The 21268-nt window shown below is 43.8% G+C and carries 13 protein-coding genes; 8 read left to right on the forward strand and 5 right to left on the reverse strand.

Annotation, left to right across the window (positions count from 1 at the left end; translation table 11 throughout):
* The first annotated feature begins 318 nt into the window (after positions 1-318).
* The 6 genes from PY364_RS28025 to PY364_RS28050 all read left to right on the forward strand — a co-directional run bounded on the left by PY364_RS28025 (position 319) and on the right by PY364_RS28050 (position 10330).
* Positions 319-3042 carry a TnsA endonuclease N-terminal domain-containing protein gene (locus PY364_RS28025; RefSeq protein ID WP_275570983.1) on the forward strand — a complete coding sequence of 908 codons (2724 nt, stop codon included), beginning with the start codon at positions 319-321 and terminating at the stop codon, positions 3040-3042.
* 2 nt (positions 3043-3044) lie between these two features.
* Positions 3045-4214 (forward strand): AAA family ATPase, encoded by a 1170-nt coding sequence (locus PY364_RS28030; RefSeq protein WP_275570984.1) that lies wholly within the window; start codon positions 3045-3047, stop codon positions 4212-4214.
* Position 4215: 1 nt separating this feature from the next.
* Positions 4216-5790, forward strand: a complete 1575-nt coding sequence (locus PY364_RS28035) for a TniQ family protein (protein WP_275570985.1) — start codon at positions 4216-4218, stop codon at positions 5788-5790.
* A gap of 145 nt (positions 5791-5935) precedes the next feature.
* Entirely contained in the window at positions 5936-6931 is a 996-nt protein-coding gene (locus PY364_RS28040; RefSeq protein WP_275570986.1) for a Fic family protein, read from the forward strand.
* Between the two features lie 191 nt (positions 6932-7122).
* Positions 7123-7944, forward strand: coding sequence for a phosphoadenosine phosphosulfate reductase family protein (locus PY364_RS28045; protein ID WP_275570987.1), 822 nt, complete (start codon positions 7123-7125; stop codon positions 7942-7944).
* 82 nt (positions 7945-8026) lie between these two features.
* Positions 8027-10330 (forward strand): DUF262 domain-containing HNH endonuclease family protein, encoded by a 2304-nt coding sequence (locus tag PY364_RS28050; RefSeq protein WP_275570988.1) that lies wholly within the window; start codon positions 8027-8029, stop codon positions 10328-10330.
* Between the two features lie 39 nt (positions 10331-10369).
* On the opposite strand, the gene brxL is transcribed toward PY364_RS28050, so the two are convergent.
* From brxL to PY364_RS28075, 5 genes are all read right to left on the reverse strand, one after another.
* Positions 10370-11785 carry a BREX system Lon protease-like protein BrxL gene (gene brxL / locus PY364_RS28055; protein WP_275570989.1) on the reverse strand — a complete coding sequence of 472 codons (1416 nt, stop codon included), beginning with the start codon at positions 11783-11785 and terminating at the stop codon, positions 10370-10372.
* Positions 11786-11848: 63 nt separating this feature from the next.
* Positions 11849-14197 carry a hypothetical protein gene (locus PY364_RS28060; RefSeq protein WP_275570990.1) on the reverse strand — a complete coding sequence of 783 codons (2349 nt, stop codon included), beginning with the start codon at positions 14195-14197 and terminating at the stop codon, positions 11849-11851.
* Positions 14194-18129, reverse strand: coding sequence for a hypothetical protein (locus tag PY364_RS28065; RefSeq protein ID WP_275570991.1), 3936 nt, complete (start codon positions 18127-18129; stop codon positions 14194-14196). Before PY364_RS28065 ends, PY364_RS28060 begins: the two co-directional genes overlap by 4 nt.
* Positions 18126-18605, reverse strand: a complete 480-nt coding sequence (locus tag PY364_RS28070; protein ID WP_275570992.1) for an AAA family ATPase — start codon at positions 18603-18605, stop codon at positions 18126-18128. The genes PY364_RS28065 and PY364_RS28070 overlap by 4 nt, the downstream gene beginning before the upstream one ends.
* Positions 18602-19432: a DUF4007 family protein gene (locus PY364_RS28075; protein ID WP_275570993.1), complete on the reverse strand. Its 831-nt coding sequence runs from the start codon at positions 19430-19432 to the stop codon at positions 18602-18604. The genes PY364_RS28070 and PY364_RS28075 overlap by 4 nt, the downstream gene beginning before the upstream one ends.
* Positions 19433-19763: 331 nt before the next feature.
* Here PY364_RS28075 and PY364_RS28080 point away from each other — a divergent pair, with 331 nt between their 5' ends.
* Positions 19764-20975: a cysteine desulfurase family protein gene (locus PY364_RS28080; protein WP_275570994.1), complete on the forward strand. Its 1212-nt coding sequence runs from the start codon at positions 19764-19766 to the stop codon at positions 20973-20975.
* A 14-nt stretch (positions 20976-20989) separates the two neighbouring features.
* Positions 20990-21136, forward strand: coding sequence for a hypothetical protein (locus PY364_RS28085; RefSeq protein ID WP_275570995.1), 147 nt, complete (start codon positions 20990-20992; stop codon positions 21134-21136).
* Positions 21137-21268 lie beyond the last annotated feature (132 nt).

Here is a 21268-nt window from a genome sequence, read left to right on the forward strand (position 1 = left end):
ATTATGTCAATGTACCCATAAGATTGCCACGACTGGAAGGATAAACTTGCCGCGACTGTGGCTGTGACATTCACTGTAGCGTTAAGTAGCCACCCGACATCTGCACAGTTGGAAGCATAAGATTGCCGTTAACTAAAAATGGAACCATAAAGCTGCCAAAAATTTAAGATTTTTTCTGTCATTGGAAGCGGTAAGCTTAAATCAAGCACTCAAGCCAGTGCCAAGAGGACTTGAAGGTAAAAGCTTTACCCCTGTGTCCAAGAAAAAACAAGGCATTAGTTGTGAGTTGCATCTAGAACCCAAGCTGGAGATGCCAGTATGCTCACAACAGAAGAGTTCGATAACTGGTGTAATCGTAACAACCTATCGGCACTGCAAAAAAAGACAATAGAAATCATCCGCAGCAGTGAACCAGCACGGCGCGTAGGTGGGGGGAGAAAGAATGTTTCTGGATTTTATCCCAGTCAGAAAATGGGCAGAAGCATTCAGTTTGAATCCCACAAGCTAGAGCTAGCATTAATCTACCAACTAGAACACGACTGGAATATCTTAGAATTTTACGACCAGCCACCATCAATTAAGCTGCAATATCAGTCACAGTCAGGTCGAAACATCTGCTTTTTCTACACTCCAGACTTTTTTGTACTCAAAAGAACAACTGCTGGATGGATAGAGTGTAAAACAGAAAGAGAACTGAAAAAGAAAGTAGAAAAACAGCGAAAGCATTACAGTTCTGGAGAAAATGGTCACTGGCAAATGCCCTTGGCAACAGAATATGCAGCCCAACTAGGGATGGAATTTTGTGTGTGGTCAGAGGCTCAAATAAATTGGGTGTTACAACGCAACATCATCTTTTTAGAAGACTATTACCGAAGTGAATATTCAACTTTACAAACAGCAACAACTCAACTGCTAAGTCGCATAATCTCAAGCCAACCAGGAATCGCGCTCAACCAGTTATTGGATCAGAATTTGGGAATTAAACCCGATGAAATTTATTCCCTAATTGCCACTGAAAAAATCTATGTAGACCTCAGTGCAGCCCCTCTAGTTGAACCCCAAAACTGTCAAGTTTTTCCAGACCGTACCACAGCACAAACCTATCAATCGCTGAAGTCGTCATCTTCAAGGGATGCTATTAATCTACCAGTGGTAGACCTAACACCCTCTACCCCAATTCATTGGGATGGCAGAAGCTATACCATAGTTCAAAGCGGTGAAACAGAAGTTGCTCTGCTCCATCAGTCCGGAGAGTTAGTGGCATTGCGACACGCAGAGTTTAACCGCCTTCTTCAGTTAGGAAAAATCACAGCTTTAACCACTACTAACTCAAATACTTTCAGCGAACAAATCACAGATTTACTCAAGAAAGCCAGCCCTGCTGATTTAGAACAAGCCAATCGGCGCTACCATCTACTCCAATCCCATCTTTGGGGTCAACCAACAGCAAATCAAACTATACCGGAACGCACCTTGCGAGACTGGCAGGCTAAATATCGCATCGCGCAGCAAAAGTACGGCTATGGGTACATCGGATTGCTAACAACTTCTCATACCAAGGGCAACCGCAACCGCAAACTGCCCCAACAGATTTTAGAACTGATGACCGAGTTTATTACCCAAGATTACGAAACCCATAAACAAAAACGAAAATCTGAAGTTTACGGAGCTTTTGCCCGCGCCTGCTCAACTGCCGGAATTCCAGACAACCAAATTCCTAGCTACAAGACATTCATTCAAGAAATCAAACGACATTCAGGCTACAACCAAACCCTGAAACGACAAGGAAAAAGGGCGGCTTACCCACAGCAACCTTTTTACTGGGAGTTAGAACTGACCACACCCCGACATGGAGACCGTCCCTTCGAGATTGGTCATATCGACCATACTCAGCTAGATATAGAAGTTCGGTGTTCAAAAACCGGACTGGTACTGGGTAGACCTTGGGCTACCTTTCTCGTCGATGCCTACAGCCGGAGAATTCTAGCCGTTTATATTACTTTTGACCCGCCTTCTTACCGCAGTTGTATGATGATACTGCGAATTTGCGTAATGCGGCATTCTCGCCTACCGCAAATTATCATCACTGACAACGGCAAAGAGTTTCACAGTATCTACTTTGAAAGCCTATTAGCTTGGTTTGAATGCACACTCAAACATCGACCGCCAGCAGCATCGCGATTTAGTGGAGTTTGCGAACGATTATTTGGCACTGCCAACACCCAGTTTCTCTACAATCTGACAGGGAATACCCAAATCACAAAAAACGTTAGGTTAGTCACCAAATCATTCAATCCCCAAAATTTGGCAGTGTGGACTTTAGGTAGTTTGTACCAGTATTTATGCCAATGGGCTTACTCAGAGTACGATACCACCCCACATCCAGCTTTGGGAGTTTCCCCTCAGTCAGCTTTTACAACGGGGTTAGCAGAATACGGCAATCGTTCCCATCGACAAATTTGTAATGACGAAAACTGGAAACTATTAACCTTACCAAGTACACCCAAAGGGCAAGTCAAAGTTCATCCCAGCCAAGGGGTACAAATCCGAGGTATTCGCTACTGGTCTAATACCTTTAAAGATCCAGAAATTCATCACACCTATGTCAATATCAGATACGACCCATTTGATGCTGGTACTGCCTATGCCTATGTCCGAGGTCAATGGGTTAAATGTATTAGCGAATATTATTCCATCCTGAAAGGGCGCTCAGAAAAAGAGATTTGGTTAGCCACCGCCGAGTTACAAAAACGGCAGCAAAATCATCAAAAGCAATTCTTAGTTAGAGCCCAAAAGTTAGCGGAATTTTTAGCCAGTGCAGAGGCAGAAGAAGTTCTACTCTCACAACGGCTGATGGATGCTCAGATGACGGAAGTTTTCCGAGTAATTGATTATGGAATTGTGACCACTCAAATTGATAGCCAATCGCCAGAATTAGAAGTCATCTGCCCTGCAACTCAAGAGAGTTCTTCACCCTTCCAACCCAGCACCAATAGTCTCTCGATTAATCCCAAAGAACTCCAACTTTTTGACTCTTATTAATCATGTCTTATCCCCAACAATTTCCAGCATCTCTACTGACACAATCTCAAGCAGAGAGATTGGCTTACTTTGATAACTATACGATGGCACATCCCCGCTTAGACGAAGCCGTTAATTTACTCAAATTGCTAGTTAAGGAGTCGGGAGAATCGCGGGTGATTTTTATTTACGGGCCGACTGGAGTTGGAAAAACAACCCTGCGACTGATAATTGAAAAATGGTTGATTGAGTCAACGTTACCGGAACTAGAAGCTGACCCAGGTCGCTTACCAGTTGCTAGTGTTGAAGCCGTAGTCCAAAAATCTGGGCTGTTTAACTCCAAAGACCATATTAAACGCTGTTTATTTGCTCTCAATGAACCCTTGATTGACCAGAAAATAGACTATGGTACAAGAGGAATCTATCGGAATAATAACGGCCAAGTTGTCATCGAATCTAAAGTCATTGAAACTGACTTAGGCTGGGCATTAGAACAAGCTTTAAAACATCGAAAACCAAAGATATTTTTTATTGATGAAGCCCATCATCTACTGATGGTTGCCAGTGGGCGAAAACTAACAGATTTACCAGAAGCGATTAAGTCCTTGGCTAACCGTACCGAGGTAGTTCACGGGTTAGTTGGGACTTACGAATTACTCACCCTTCACGATATCGGCGACCAATTAAGCAGACGTAGTGTTTACGTACATTTTCCTCGATATCGTGCTGAGGTCAAAGAAGATAGAGAGATATTCCAAAGCGTAGTTTGGGGGTTTCAATTACATCTGCCATTGCCAGAAGTGCCAGATTTATTATCAAATTGGGATTATTGCTATGAACGGAGTCTGGGATGTGTAGGTATTCTTAAGAATTGGTTGAGAAATGCACTGGCAGATGCGATAGCAGAAGGTGCTGTTACTGTTGGGAAAAAACATTTAGAACGACGAGCTTTAGGAGTTGCTCAATGCCGGAATATCCTCAAGAAAATTAAGGAAGGTGAGAGCAACCATGCTCTTCTTGAAGCAGAAGTCGAACAACTGCGTACAGAACTGGGGTTGTCAGTAATCTCAGTCCAGAGTAAGTCAGATTCAAAGCTATTTCCAGAGTTTCATTCTGGCAATAATTTAATCAGAAAAAGATCAAAAAAAGTGGGACAACCCAAACCAAAACGGCATCAAGTAGGAGTTAAATAATATGGTAAAGTCCCAACTTACTCTTTATCCATCTTGGAATGTGCAACGACCTGCGATTCCTCCTAGAAGCCGTTTTTATCATTTAGAACCGATTGGTGTTGGCACCCCTTATGTAGAAAGCTTAGCGGGTTACTTAATTCGACTCGCTCAAGAACATTGCGTTAACGTCGGACAATTAATTCTGGCTGAAATTGCGCCCATAATTAGGAGAGAAAAAAACCAATCATCGGTTCAAGTTGAGAGCATCAGTAAAGTATGTGGCATTGACAGAGATAGAACTGCACTAAATGGCATGGGGTTGATGGCAGTTAATCTGGTGATGGCTTTAGAAGCTCTCACCGGAGGGAAAGATTTGCGTTGTCTTACTTTACTGCCGTTGGCTGAAATTGTTTCTAAAAGAGGTTTGCTACGTCCAGTTCGTGCTTGGTGTCCTATTTGTTATCAAGAGTGGCTAAATAGTGACCATAGTATCTACGAACCGCTTCTATGGTCAATTAAAATTATTGAGGAATGTCCCTACCACCATCATCGCCTACTCTCCAAGTGTCCTCACTGTCATCAGCAGCAGCTGGTTTTGTGTAGAAACTCGCGACCTGGATACTGTAATAAATGTAGTCATTGGCTGGGACAACGCTCAACGAAAAAAGTTGTTCCTGGCTTAAGGAAAGCAGAAATATTCGATAATCACTCTTCTTATATACTCAATAACATTCAAGAGTTAATTCGAGCGACATCTAGTCATAAGCTGCCAGCACAATCCTATATAGTTCAGCAAATATTTTCTCGTTATATTAATCAAGTTTGTGGAGGGAATGTCACTGCTTTGTCTCGCTTTGTGGGGATTGGCGCGGCAACATTGAGTTGTTGGTATCAGGACGCGACTCTACCGCAGATTGATAAACTATTACAATTTACTGAGCGCTTACAAATCTCCCTAGTGGATTTTTTAACTACTGATATTTTAGCTGCTGATGGCTTGAACCAGGCAGCGATTCTACCCTCTCCACCCTCTCGACTGCGAAAACATTTAAAAAGACTAGATCAGCCAAGAAAGCAAGTTATTCAGTTTGTCCTTGAACAGGTACTTCAGGAGTTTCCACCCCCATCTTTGCAGGATGTTGCACGCCGTCTTAACTATCGTCCTTTAGTTCTGCAATATCATTTTTCGGAGATATGCTCTCTTATTCAACTCAACCATGCTAATTATAGAAAACTTGAACGTCAACAAAGAATTCAACCTGTTTTAGAAGCTGCCTTAGATGAATTTCCACCTCCCTCTTTATTGGAAGTTGTGAGACGGCTAGGCTACAAAAATAATAGCTATTTATATACTTATTTCCCCTCTCTGTCACGTCAGATTACTGGACGCTACAAAGATTATATAAAAGCCTGTGGTATGGAAGAAAGAAACCGCATCAGTCAAGAAATTGAGACTATTGCAAAGGAGATTCACTCACAAGGATATAAGCCGACTCGACGTAGAGTAGCTGAACTCCTCCAAAAGCCTGGTATTATGCTCAATCAGTACGCTCAGGATATTTTGCGCCAAGTACAGCGTTCTCTTGGTTATGAGTGAGTTTTTCTTGGTTAGATATCTTCTGGCATCCCCGATCCAATTGGAAGCATATATTTGCCGGACTTAGTTAGAAGCATAAACCTGCCGTTTCGGCAATCTTATGCTTCCAATGACAGTAATGGTTTGAAGTGCTACTTTGCGGCTGGTGTCAGCTTCGCTATTTCTGCGCCATGAAGCGGCGGTGCGACGGGCGATAGCGAGGAGCGATCGCACGGGAAGTGATGCTGAGCAGGAAGTCCGCAACTATTGGCGGGCGCTTGACCGCGTTGAGGAATTTGCCGAAGCACAAACCCCGATTACAGAAGCATTTATCAAAGAACTACACCGCATTGTCATCGTGCGCGGTCGCGGACGGCGGGGTAGCAAAAGCGAGTATCGCATCACAGAATGTCCGGTGGTGGATACTCTCACGCGGGCGATCGATTACGGGCCACCTGAACCGGGGGACGTACCTGTGCTGATGGGGGAATTAGTCGATTGGCTATCTTCAACAGCCGCCGCCGAATTGTCAGCCCCTATCCGTGCGGCTATCCTCACCCATCGCTTTCTCAGCATCCACCCATTTAATGACGGGAACGGTCGCACGGGACGGCTGTTGGCTACTGCTGAACTGTGGCGTTCCGGCTACCGAATGCGGGGGTTTTTCTCCTTTGACGAGTATTTTAATGCCGATCGCGATCGCTATTACCGTTCTTTGCAGATGGGGCTGCCGGTGAACTTCTACGAAGGCCGTCACGACCCTGACCACACGCCCTGGTTGCTTTATTTTGTTGAGACGATGGCCTGTGCAGCCGATGAACTGCAACTCAAAGCCAAATCTCTCTATCAAGGCGCTGCTGCTGATGCACCACCCTGGGAAGAGCTATCGCGTCGTTCTCAGCAACTCCTCACCCGACTTTTAGCAAGGGTTCTGGATGGAGTCGAAAACCCCTTTGTTATTAGTGTTTCAGATGTTGCGTCCTGGTTTGAGGTTTCGGACAAAACGGCTCGTGAATGGCTGCAAGAGTGGACTGCTGGTGGTTTGATTTATCCGATTTTGGCGGGTTCTGGGGCAAGAGTCCGCAGTTACGCACTGGTGGAGGAGTGGATCTCTGCTTGCTTCAAAATAAGGGAATCAGTTTCGGAAAATAGCGGAAGTTAATTTTGGCATTTTGCCCCTAATTTCAGGCAGTCGTTACCAATTTGCAAGAATTTTAGCTGTTATGACCCCAAAAATAACGGAAGTAGGTTCGGAAAAATAAGGTCTATTTAGCCGGGGGTCGGCGGTGATCTCGCTTGCCTGGGTTCAGGACGGTATTGCTTTGATGCTCTCAAAGGGTCAAAATCAAGAGTATGAGTGAAAAAACAGTGAGACATATTTTAGGTCTATCGGGAGGAAAAGACAGCACAGCCTTGGCTGTCTTGCTGCACAAAGAGATTCCAGAGATGGAATATTTCTTCTGCGACACGCATAAGGAACTACCAGAAACCTACGAATATCTCGATCGGATCAAGGCGCGTCTAGGCATCAAAATCCATTACCTCGCAGCAGAGCGGGGATTCGATCATTGGCTTGATGTCTATGGAGGAACACTTCCTTCACCCAAGATGCGCTGGTGTACGGTGCAAATGAAGATTAAGCCTCTGGAGCAGTTTGTAGGTGATGATGAAGCCATCAGCTATGTTGGCATCCGGGCAGACGAAAATCGTGATGGGTATATCTCCACTAAGAAAAATATCAAACCTGTCTTTCCATTCAAAGAACGAGGGTTGGTTAAGGCGGATATCATTTGTTTACTTGAAGACACCGGAATTGGACTGCCAGACTACTACCGCTGGCGCAGCCGGTCTGGTTGTTTTTTCTGTTTTTTCCAGCGCAAATATGAGTGGATAATGCTGGCACAGGAGCATCCTGATAAATTTGCTGAGGCGGTTAAATATGAGCAGGATCATAAGGATGGCAGGCAATACACATGGAATGAAGGTGAGACATTGCTACAACTACTTGAGCGTAAAGATGAGATTCTTGCTGAACATGAGAGGGCAATGATTAAGCATGAACAGATGATGGCTGAAAAAAAGAAATCAGCTCCTAATCTTCCATTAGCAGAGGTACTAGATTCAGTTTTGGAAGAGGAAGATGATGAATTGCCTTGCTTGGCTTGTCATTTATAAATTATCAATTCGTTAACAACTAATTTATAAATTTTCTTAATAATTATCAAGGACACGGATTAAATTTCTAGAGGGAGGAAACATGAGCGTCGATATATCCCAGGCTTTTATCACTTCAAGCGAGACGATATCTGATTTCTTTCAGCGTCCTGGAGTTGGATACTATATTCCCTTGTATCAGCGACCCTATAGCTGGGATACAGAAAATATCGACCAGTTAATGTCTGATATCTGCCGTGGAGTTGATGCTCTTCTCAGCAATGACAAGAATATACATTTTCTCGGAACAGTTATTCTTGTTAAAGAATCTAATCCTTTTGTCAATATTAATCCCCAAGATCGGAAAGCATTACCACCTACAATTTACAATGTAATTGATGGACAACAGAGAATATCAACAATTACTTTGCTAGCTTGTCTGCTTTACCAACGATTAGAACTAATTGGTGAAAAATTGCCTAACGATAATAGCGATACGGCTGGTTTAAAGGAAGCCATTGATACCTATTTAGCAACTCTTATGGAAATCTTTTCGGTTGACCTGCGACGAGGTTCACCCCCTCGAAAACCAATAATCATTCGTGGTGCAGTCGATGGGTGGACTTTTGATAGAGATGACAAAAACAACTACAAATCTCAAGTTTCGTATTTTATAGCATCTTTTATCCGCGCTATTACAGACAAATCAGAATTCCCACAGCTTCCGCCAACAGGTTCGTCATTCGGAAAAAACATCAGGAAAATGAACTCATGGCTGAAAGATGTTGAAAAAGCTTACGAACCAGATTCAGATGATGAAGAATTTCCTCCCGCCTGGGAAATACTAACCAAGATGTCTCAAGTAGACTTATGGAGCTACGAACGACCAGAGTTGATATCTATAGTTGAGAATCGTAGTAACCCTATCTCTAGTCTTGAAAAACAAGTATGTTCTCTCGTACAGCTTTTTGCCTTTTGTCATTATCTGCTTCAACGCTGCTGTTTTACATTGAATGAGCCAGTTTCAGAGGATTGGGCGTTTGATATGTTTCAATCGCTCAATGCTACAGGAACACCCCTGACGGCACTTGAAACCTTCAAGCCATTAGTGGTCAATTTTGTTAGCTCAAGTAGTGGAGGATTCAAAGGCTCAAAATCTGAAGGTTATTTTGAGCAAGTGGACGAACTGCTAAGTTCTGCACGCAGCGCTTCCAGTAAAAATAAGCTTACAAACGACTACCTCACCCTATTTGCCTTGACACATGATGGCACAAAACTACCTACCCAGTTCAGCGCACAGAGAAGGTGGTTGACTGAAAAGTACAACGGATGTACATCTATTACAGAGCGAGAAGAGTTCATCCGCAGGATGAGTGACCTCGCTGCATATTTAGTGAACGCAGTCAAGTTTGAGCCGAATAAACTTATCGCTATACCTAAAACAGAGGGAGTATCGGAGCCACACAGAAAGCAGGCAGCACTCTGTATCTTGTACCTTAAGGATGCAGGACATAAAATGGCAAACGCAATCCTGAGTCGCTTCTACGCTCTTGCTATACGTGGGGAATCTAATGCAGATAACGAGTTCGTTGCGGATAACGAGTTCGTTTATGCTTGTAAAGCTGTTGCAGCTTTCTTCACGCTTTGGCGGTCAGCGTTGTCGAACACAGGTCTTGATGACGTATATAGAAAGTTGCTTCGCGAGCAAATGTCATGGGAAAAAGGTAATACGGCGCTGACTGTCACTAATCTCAAGGCCTACTTCAGGAATATCCTTAACGAGAAAGGAATAGGGAGTAAAAATGACTGGAAGAATAAGGCAACGCAGTATCTAAAATACGATAATGCAAAAACAGTTTGCAGATTTGCACTCTTTGTCACAGCACACGACACAATTTCAGATCCAACACATCCAGGTCTGATGAAAATTGGGACATCTGGCTCATCTCCATCATATTTAGAACCGACTCAATGGCTCTCTAGCGATTTCAAGAGTATTGAACACGTAGCACCTCAAAAACCCGAACTGTCACCAGGAAATAATTGGGACACGGCTCTATATGGAAACAATGATGACTATGAGCAAATTGGCAACCTAACCCTACTTCCTGGAGAGATTAATAGTTCGGCAGGGAATAAACGCTGGATTGAAAAATGGATTTACTATCGGCATTTAGCGGAAACAGATCCTAATAATTTGACTGCCTTAAAGCAGGAAGCCGAAAACAATGGGGTGAACTTGAAAGAAACCACAATTAATTTATTAAAGAATACGTCGCACAAACATCACATTTTGCCTATCGTGCAATTAGGAGCAACAGGGCGATGGGATAAGTCTTTTGTAGACAAGAGAACTGAGCGTATCTGCGACATTCTTTGGGAGCGTCTCAATGCTTGGCTGACTTAATTGTAAATAACTATCAGACAAAGAGGAGTGTCAGTTGAATTATGCTATTTCTATCATAATTCGCTTATACTCAGGATCTAATTCAGCAAGCTGATCGCGGACAGTTTGCCGCAAAGAAGCAGCCGGACGCAAGCAATACTCCACTAACTCATCGTGACTTACCTGCAAATCAGGAAACAAAAGCTTAAGATAACCAGCAGCTAATCGCTCAATGGCATTGCGATCGCGCACATCCTTCGTTCCCAAAATTTGCCCATAAGTCGTCACATATTCAGTATAACCAGCCCGATCGCGCAGACCGTGAAGAACTTCCCCTAAAAAATCCGCCTTGAATCCAATATTATTAGAAATAGCCGTGTCTTGAATTCTGGGCAACTTCCAACCCGGTAGGATACCGTGAATGCGATCGATAAAAGCAGTCTCCCGCAAAAAATCAGGCAAATTCAAAAAAAGATTGCTGAACTTGGGTTGTCCGTCAGCATCTAATGGAATATTAGCCAACATCACAATACCCGCCGTAGCAGAAGATTGCTGCTTACCCCCCCGTGAAAAACGTCCCGATTCTAAATAGTCTTTAAGCACACCAACAATCTCACCCGGATTATCAAAAGAAAGCGTTTGCGCCTCGTCAAAAACAACTACATTAAACTGTGTCAACAGACCTGATTGATTAGTAGCATTATTGTGAAATAACACCGCTGCCGTAACTTTTCCCCCTGATATTAAACGCACATAACGCGATAGATTTAGGTAGACAAAAGATTTGCCAGTACCCTTCGGAGCTAACTCAATTAAATTGACCCGCTCTTGAACAATAGGAATCAAGCGCGTAATCAATAACATTTGCTGTTCAGGTGAATAAAAATTAGGATTGTAACCCATACTACTTACTAGCAAATCCCGCCACTCAGCCAAAGTAAAATGCTGCCGCTGCTCGCAAAAAAGCTCTAAATCAATACTAGCAGCTTGCATCGGACGAAAATCAACCATGTGAATGCGTCCCGGCAAGCGCATAACTTCATCAGGGGGCTGATACTCTAGTTTTCCTACACCCCAAACACCACTTCCCAACAACAACGGATAGGTTTCAACAATGTGAGATTTAACTCCGGCTTTTTTTTCATCTAAGCAAGGTATTTTTAAAATTAAATCGTTAGTTTGCAAGTTAACTTCGACACTGTACTCATCCAGAATTAAAAGTGAATCCCCTTGCTGCAATTTGGCTTTTAAACGCTCCTTTTGGTCTTTGGGTGGCAGATGTTTGTTAATAAAATCTTGCATCTGCTGACGCGCTGAGTCATCTAAATTACCGTCTGAAACATGGCGGGATACAATCCACTCAGTGACATAGGCAGGAATACTGCGTAAGCCCAGCCCAGCTTTGCGTACCAAGCCTTTATTTACACAAACTTCGCTGTAGTAGTGGAGTCCGATATCTTCAAACGTTAGTGTCATTGCTAGTTCCCAAAAGAATTAAACTAATAAATATAAGCCAATAAGTTATTCTGTAAACTATTATCAAATATTGTCAAACAGCTCATCTACCTGGCTAACTTGAAAACGCTTAATAGGCACTTCTCTTTGACCGCTGAATTGCCAACTTTGCCCCCCTACCTCGCAATTGAGTAACCACTCTAAGAGTTCAGAACGACCTTTACTATTTGCTATTGAAACCTTGAGTTCTGCAATAGAAGAATCTGAATATGCTGGTATTGTGTTCCAGGTTGCTTGAGTGCCTGTAAATGTTAGTCTAACTGTCTTCAAGGGAACTGAGTTAGGATTTACCAGCGTCACCCGCAGGGTACTTGCCTGATTTGGTGTCAAATATCCCTCTACCTTGATAATAGGTTGTACGACCAGAATGGGTGTCGGCTGTAATTCAATCCAGGCCACAACTGTCTCTTCAGGAGTTGCGCCACCGTGCGTCCAGCCGCCGGGTCTGCGTTCTACTGCGGCGTAACTTTTGGGAATGAGAAAATCGTAAGGCAGATTGTATGCGTCTTTTGAGAGATAATACCAATCCTGCTCAAGATAGCGTAGGTCATCGGCTGATAGGGTTTTATCAATAGCACAGCAACGAGTTCCTTGATAAATGCTTTGTGTAGTGCCTTCTGGGGTGTTATCATCATTAAATTCAAAGGCAATTTTGGGAACTTTTTTTACAGAGCATTGAGGTGGTAAAAGCGTACTACCGTGATCGCTAATCACAAAACCTACTGCTTTGAAACCTTGCTTGAGACATTGCTGAAAACTTTGATTAGCTAAACGTGCTATCAGGTTTAGATGACCGTCAACACTCTCATCATCAGTGAAACTGCTGCTGTGGTGGTTTTGCTCATCGAGGGCATTGTAAAGTAAAGCATAGATACCTGGTTTGGCATCTGCTACGAATGCCATTTCCATATCTGATGGTTGGGTGTACACAAGAACACTTACTTTTTCACAACCAAGCCTAGTTTTCAAAAGCTGTGAAATCGGCTTGTTTGTGTTCGTTTTGTCAAAATATCCCTGCACGATAGCTCGCTTAGAAATAGATGTCACTGAAGGCAATCCTGACAAGGTTGGACATATTTCTGGGACTCCCATACCACTCTCCGCACAAATAGCCGAAAGTTTTTTTCCCTGCCACCAAGTCAACCCATCAACAATAAACCACAATACAACATCTGCTTGCTTCGAGTCAATTAATTCTTGAATTCGGCTTAGCTGATTCGTGACAATTGAAGCATTAGGATTAAATTGTAATTCTGGATATTTCCCGACCAGCCAATCCGCAAAACGATTAGCTAAATCAATTTGAAGGTCACGGGGTTGACGGTTGCGAATTATCCAACTAAAGTATGGCATATATTCAACCGTCGCCCAATTAAGCCATTCCTCGGTAGACCAATTCCCATCAGATATCTGAGGTAAAGGCGGACGAACTAGGGATTCCAGTCTTCTTAACACATTCCTAGCTTCTGAAAAGAGAGAAAATCGATGCCTAATGAGGTCAATAATTGGAAGAGTTAGCAGGCTTATATTTTTTTGCGCCCATTGCTCGACAATACTTAGTTCAACATCAGCTAGTCCAGACATCCATTTAACAGCTACTATCATCGCTTCTGGAGTCGGGTTTCTTGCAAGCCACGAACTCCAGAAGCACTTTAAATCTGCTTCATATTTCCTCAACAAATCCCGGCATAAGTTAAGATGGCGATCGCAGTCTTCTATTGAGGCACATTCAAATTGCTGACGAAGAGTAAAACTGCTCGGATAAGCTTTTAAAGCCCAACGCAAAAGAACTGCCTCCCCAGCCTGCTGCCAGCTATCTTGCCCCATACATTGAAGAAAAATATTATAGCGATTATCAGCATCTATCCATTGATTTAATCTGGCTTTTGCCAGTGTCATTAATGACACTGGAATTTGCCCTTTCTGTACAGCCCATACTGATAAATCGGCTAAATGACCTTGATATAAATTCGTGGTTCTCCAAATCGGATCAATGAGTTGACCTATAATCCAGCCAGAGGGGTCAGTTGCCGCTGCAAAATCTGGCTTTGGTAGATTGAGTAGCTGCAAATCTTGAATAGCAGCATCGTCTAATTCAGAGGGGAGTGCAAAATCAAACTTTTGTCGGAAGCGATCGCGCAAATCGATCTCTTCCCAACGCACAACCTGCAAATCATAGTCACGCATATCCTCTAGCCACTGAGCTAGAATGCGAGACTGTACATAAACAGTGTAATCCCGATCTTGAGCGTCTAGGGCGCGACGCAAACGCTGTCTTAAAGGAATATAATCTTGAATTTTGTTGACAACCCAAGTGTAGTTATCTGTTTCAATCTGCTGCGTGCAGTAAAAATCACAGTAAATAGTAATCATTGCGGATCGTACTCCTCCTTCAATCGCTGCCACAAAGCATACTGTTCTTGTGGAGAAATACTTTCAAAAATTGTCTGGATTTGGGTAAATGCTTGCTCTACCGCACCATTAGTATCAGCACCATTATTGAGTTCTTTGACAACACTTGCATCACCTATAGATGAAGACTCAGATGCTCTAGTTATAGTTTTATTGGTGGTAGTGGAATAGTTGGTTGTAGCCCTAGCTGTGGTGGTTGTGCCAGTTGCAGAGCTTTTGGCTAGGCTGCCCGATTTTGTAGAAGCAGGGCTACTTGTAGCAGTTTTTGAGCTTTTTGAACTCGCAGGGCTTTTTGTTGGGTTAACTGGCGAGGTTGTAGCAATTGTAGAGGGTGTAGGAGTTATTGGTGATGACCGTCCCAACTCTTCTGCTTTTGCTTCGGCAGCCGTTTTTGCTTCAGACAGACGTTGCAAATATTCATCTCTGGTACTAATGGCTGGCCACCCGTCAAAAGGTAGCAGTCCCCATCGAGATGCCAGTGCATTTAAAAAAGCCTGTTCAAAATTGTGTGGGTCATCATCTATAACATCCAAAAGGTCGCGTGCATCTGGATTTCCTGCTAAATCTGTACAGCGTAATACACCGACTGATTGCTTTCGCCAATTCTGCGCTGCTTTCAAGGCATCATCCCAATCCTTCGGCTGATTTGTTAACCCGAAGTGCTGACCCACTTGCCACGCCATGTGAGCTTTAAATTTTTTAGAGAATTTACTTAAGTGCTTGCAAGCATTTTCTAGGACTGTGAAAGTGATATCCAGTTGTATTTTAGTCCATTGTAAACTATCAGAAGAAAGCCCTAAAAGAATCGGCAGACTATTAATTAAAGCCTCTGCCGTTTCTGGAGCCGTAGGTAGAGAAGCAACTTTCATTAGTGCTACGGATGCAGAAATAGTCTCTGAGGTAACGTCTTCTAGGATACTAGCTAGCTCATCCTCAGAAGCTCGTCGGCCAGCAAAAGAAATGTCATTTGTCCATTGCCGGAGTAGTTCCGCAATCTGGTTGCGTAAAGAGGCGGTTTCACCAGGTTGGTTACGAACCTGACCCCGACCTGGATACAAAGCCCGTTCTACCAGTCCGCGTAGAAACTGACGCTGTGTATCCGTCAAAGGCTGGTAGCGTACCACATACTTTGTCGGCAACTCGACCATTTCGATGATGTTTTTCCCAATAACATCAATGGGGCGCTCGCCTGTTGCTGTTGTGGTGTAAATTTCCAAATAATCTCGATTGAAACGATAGAAAGCCGCAGTAAACAGTTGTAAAACAGACGGATATAATCCGTAAGGACGACTAGCAAGTGTATTCACTATTTGCAACCAAGGAGTGCCTTGCCGCAATTGAGCGTCTAACAAAAGCCATACAACATTACTGTTCTTTTGCTGATTTGTAGGAACGCATAAGTCGTAGGTGGCATAGCCTCCTGTCTGCTTAACTTTATTAATTAATCCTAATTCAACTGCTCCATCTAAGACGATAGCCTCTTCTGCTGTTTTTTTGCCTCCTTTTTTATCTGGAATCTGGAAAGGTGCTTGCAAAATTTTATCAAGTACATTTTCTACATATTTTGACTTGCCACTGGGCTTGAGGTGCTGGCGAATTCTGTGCGCTGGCGTTGCTGAAAAGACATCCTCCATAACTTTTTTAGCCAACAGGTGGAGATGACCATGTGTATTGAGTGGTATCGTGCGTCCACCCCAAAACCACTCAAAATTTGAAGGTTGCTCAAATAATCGCAACGCCTGCTCAAATGCTGTAATATAATCTTTTCCTACTAACCCAGAATCGATGAGAAGTTCCTGATAGTCGGGAGTTTTATAGTTTTCACTTTCTCGTAATTCTTCCAAAGCTCGTTTGCGCTTGAATCGTACAATTAAATCAGTAGGATTTCGAGGTACAGCTACAACTAACTGGTCATGCTGACGGGTTAATTGTAAAGCTGTAGAGCGTGCCTGCTCTAACTCTGACTCCGAGGCAGCAACCACATACCACAATGAGCCATCATTTTCTTGTAGAGATTGGGTTAAAGATACTGGACTTGAGAGTTCAGCAGGGCTAACAAATTGGGTAATGAGATGGCGATCGCTTCCACGCTCTTTATTGTAATCTTGCGCCTCAACATCATTAAGCTTGTGAAGACTACTATTGAGAAAGGCTATAGGCGATTGCCTATTATCTCCTTGAGCCTTACGGTCAATCTGACTCCGCAGTTCTAGCGGATTTGCACGCCCCGGTTTAACTAATTGGTAATGTCCGCTTTGCGAAGGATAAGCAATCCCAACTTGTTCTAGTTGACTAAGTGCAGCAGCTACCTCTGGCATTTTTGAAGTAGATAAACCGAGGGCGTGGCGTAGTAATTCGAGATCGGCACGCAAATTAGTTAAACCGCTAGCCACATCCAACATCACCAATGCACGCAGTAAACGCCCCTCTATACCAGTTTCTATTTGTTGCGCTGAAAGAGTTTGGCTGGCATCTTGATACGCTTTTAGTAAATCTGGACGCTTTTCTGTTAAGTTGCTCTCAAAATATTCAAATAATTTATCTAGCGATAATAACGATATCCAACCATTTAAAGCATCACCATTAGCCTCTTGGATGAAATGATTTAACCCGCGCTCTGCATCCCAGATAAAACTAAACATTGTCCGTTCGTTTTGTGCCAGGACTGCATTCAATCTCGACAAGCAATAAGTGGCTAGAGGATGCAATGGGAAACACCCTTGAACTATCGTCTTTTGCACCCATTCACGGTCGGTTTTTCCAGTAGCACGACTGCCCCACAAGCGCATAGCTAGTGTGAGTAAGTCATCTCGTTGTTTCTCCGCATTGTCGAACAGACGATCGGTCGATATGAGTTTAGCAATAGAGGCACCAATCAATTCTTCCGTGTTTAGAGAGCGCAGTTCATGTTGGCTAAAACGTCCCCCACTGCGTTCTAATGCCGCCTGTGCCACCTGGGTACTGCCCTGAGCGCTAGCAAAACTTTGCAAGCTAACCACATAAAAATGAAGTTGATTTTCTCTCGAACGGACGGCTGCTTCTGCTAAATTATCGATGCCCTTGCTATCGGCTGCCGTTGATGACTCCCCTAGTTTCTGAAGCAAATGAGTAAACTCGTCCGCGATCGCAAAAATGCCACTATACTCACCGTTTGCTACAATCTTTTTTGCCACCTCAGCAAAAGCTTCCGATGGTCTTTGGATAACAGCAGTAGGCTGAAATGGCGTACCGGAAGCTTTATGTGCAGCAGGGCGAAACCTATCCAAAGCTGAGTCACCTCGCGAACTTTTCAAGTCAGACTTTAGTTGATTTAAGGTGCGCCCAGAATCCTTTTCCAAAACTTCTGACAACCGCTTAATTGTTTCAGGATAACCCACTTCCCATTCTTCTATCTGCTTCAAAGCGGCTTGATAATAAGTATTTGCTAACAAACTTTCTAAATTTTGAGCTTTAAGAGAATCAGCTAATCCAGTCAATACAAAACTGCTGAAAGTAACAGCAGTATCAGCTTGCAGCAGCACCAGCAAAAAGGGCGGTTTTCCCAGACGAGCTTTGTATATAGCTTCAGCTTGGGCATGATTGAGATGGCGCAAACGTTCAAAGAAAGGAGCTAAAAGAGGGTCGTCCGATGAACGAGTCACATAGTTAGCAATCATCAACATCAGGTCGGATTTTCCCGTGCCATAAGTACCGACAAACGAACGGGCGCGTTGCTCCGAATTGGGTTGCAGACTATCCCTAAGACTCATAAAGATATCAAGAATCTCTTGAGTGGGAATGTAGCTTTCAACGAAGTGGCGGTTAAGTTGCTCGTCAAAAAAATCACCAGGCAGTTGTACAGAGGGTTTAAATCCACCTTGAACCTCGACTAACTCCCGCATTTTTCGTGTCATAGCTGCACCTCTTCAGGCATCTCAAATATGTGATTCATCTCAGGTATTATTTTTAATAATTGTTGAGTTGTGCGCTTTCTAGTCACTAAAACGACACCTATCGGCAAACGAGTAGCACGTCCTACCTGCTTAAAAAATACCTCTTGCTGTTCCCAATTCCACAAACTTAACAAGGGTTCAATCTCGTCAATGGCGATTATTTCAGGTGCTACCTTGTTATCTATTAAGTTTTTTATAGTTCCCAAAAAATCTTCGGGATGATAACTTTCTTCGCGTCCAATCAAACTGTCTAAAAAACCTGGTTCTAGTGTGAAATCTATGTATCTCCAGCTAGTACGCTGACAGACGGTGCGGCTGAGCAATGTCTTGCCAGAACGAGGCTTCCCGACAACCCACAAAACTCGGTATCGAGCTTGTTCTCGACAGACAATGCGAATGCGCTCTTCAAGGGTCAGAACGAGACCTTCAAAGTTCATTGTTGTTTGTAGTAACGTTCTAGCAAGGTTGGCGGTGAATCGATATACAGTCGGTTAACTGGCTCGTGTTGCGTTTCAGAAAAGCTTAAATAGCCAAGGCCCGCCAGTTCGCCCACGAACTGCCGGATCTGTCGGTCATCCGTTTGACACAGATGCCCAAGACTACCTTCCTCTTTGCACAACTGCACGAAACGCAGGGTATTCGTATGATTGTAGTGGCGATGCCACCAGTCACACAAGAGATAACCCACTACTAGGATGTGCGGCCAATTGGGAGAACCTACGCTCAGGGTGGTTTTTTGCTTCATTAAAATCCCCAATTTGCTCAATCCTTGGGGACGAATGTAGGTACTGAGAGCACAAGAAGGATCTTTGCTGAGAGCGGAACGATTATTAACTTCACCCATGACGCTGGCAAAATAGGAACTAAATTGCTCAGGAGTGAAGGTCAAACCGGGTGAGAGGAATTCATTAATGAGAATGCGCCATGCCTCAGAACACTCAGTGTGTTTGGTGGACAGGTAATAATGCAGTACCCACTGCGTCCCCAAGTCGGTCAGAGTTGGATCGTATTTACTAGCCAATTGACCAAAGGATGTTAGTTCGTAGGTTAGTGTCCGCTGTCGCTGTTCGCCAGAGTGAAGGGTTGCCAAACCCGTATGACGTAGCCATGCCGAAAAACCCTCGGCAACGGGGCGATTAACACCCATACACTGAGCTAAGGCATCATGGCCCTGTTCAGACTGAGCCTGCACGCACTGTAAAGCCGTGCTGAGACGTTTCAGATCGAGGTTGAAGTTTTGGTAAAAACCTATTGTCTTGGCCAAGGGTTACATCCACGCACTTAATGCTTTATTTTAAAAGATAGTGGGTATTTAGTAGCCTTAACGAAAGATGCCCCAAGCAAACTTTGCCACCCAAATAGCTGCCCAGCGATCAGATGCAAGCTTTGCAGAATCCTTACTCTGCCAAGCGATCGGATGCAAGCTTTGCAGAACCCTTACTCTGCTAAGCACTGAGCGCAGCAAGTAGTCGGACGCGCCAAAAAGATTCTGCACTAAAAGCGGGTCTAAGATTAGGGTTTTTAAGCATCATTCTACCCTTGAAATTTCTTTATAACCCTTACTCAAGCGTGAAAATCATAAAGTAGCTTGAAGCGTGAAAGATATACAAACTAAAAGTTATCCCATATACCTCGATTACCATTCAACAACTCCAGTTGATAGTCGGGTTGCGAAGTTGATGCTGCATTACATGACAACAGCATTCGGTAATGCCAGTAGCATTGACCATACTTATGGGGATGAAGCCGAAAGAGCTGTGTCCCAGGCAGCAAGGCACATCGCTCAATTAGTTGGAGCTTCACCTAAAGAAGTAACTTTCACTTCGGGAGCTACTGAGAGCATTAACCTGGCAATTCAAGGCAGCATAGCTGCTGAAAACAGTTCTCAAACAAAAGTTCGGATTGCTATATTGCCTGTTGAACACAAAGCTGTTTTAGATCCTTGTTATGCCTTAGATAAAAAGGGATTAGCTGAGGTTTTAGTGCTGCGTGTTGACTCCAAAGGCAGCCTTTGCCTAGAGCATCTTGAACAAGTTTGCGCGTCGGGGCTGTCGCTGCTCTGCGTTATGGCAGCTAACAACGAAATTGGTAATATTTATCCGCTCCGAGAAGTGGGAAGCATCGCTCAAAAATACGGCATTCCTTTTCTGTGCGATGCTTCCCAAGCTGTGGGGAAAATACCCATTAATTTTGAAGAGTGGGGAATTACTTACTTGGCTATATCGGCGCATAAACTTTATGGGCCTAAAGGTTCTGGAGCGTTAGTAGTCAGGAAAGGACATCACATAGAGCCAATTTTATTGGGTGGCGGACATCAAAAGGGGTTGAGGTCTGGAACTCTTAATGTTCCTGGTATTGTTGGATTAGGAGAAGCTTGTCGCCTGCGTCAGTTGGAAATGTTCGAGGATGAGAGGGCGATCGCTGTTCTGAGAGACAAATTGCAGAATTTGCTGCTGGAAAAAATTCCTGGTCTAGTTGTTAATGGAGATATCTCTTGTCGTTTAGCTGGCAATCTCCACATTTCTATCCCTGACGTTCCGAATACTGCGATCGTTGCCAGAGTCCGTTCTCAGTTGGCAATCTCCACTGGTGCTGCCTGCACGTCGGGTGTCGAGGCTCCCTCTCATGTCCTGCAAGCTATGCGTCTGCCAGAGTCGCTGATAGAAGGAGCGTTGCGTATAGGTGTTGGTAAATTTACAACATCTTTGGAGATTGAGCAAGCTGCGAAGATTCTTTCTAATGCTGTCAATCAGGCTCGTCAAGCTATGGTAGGAGGAGTTGGGCAGCACATCGGAAGTACAAACTAAATTACTTGACCGAGATGGCTGCGACAGGTTTAACAGGAGCGGCTGCGATCGCAGCAGCTTTAGCATTTCTAGGTAGCCCAGCAGGAATGCTAGGTGTAGGAGACCGCAATCATAATCGCTCAAGACCGCAATCAGGATTTTTTCGAGACCACATTAAATGAAACTGAACCAAAACTTCAGACCAAATTAAACGCCACTCAGACCACATTAAATGCGACCAGACCACAATCATGTAAACGAGACCAAATTAAATACAACCACCAAAACCAGTGCCGCATAGTCAAAGCTGAGGC

It is taken from the genome of Kamptonema sp. UHCC 0994, from assembly GCF_029167235.1.
Lineage (GTDB): Bacteria > Cyanobacteriota > Cyanobacteriia > Cyanobacteriales > Microcoleaceae > Kamptonema.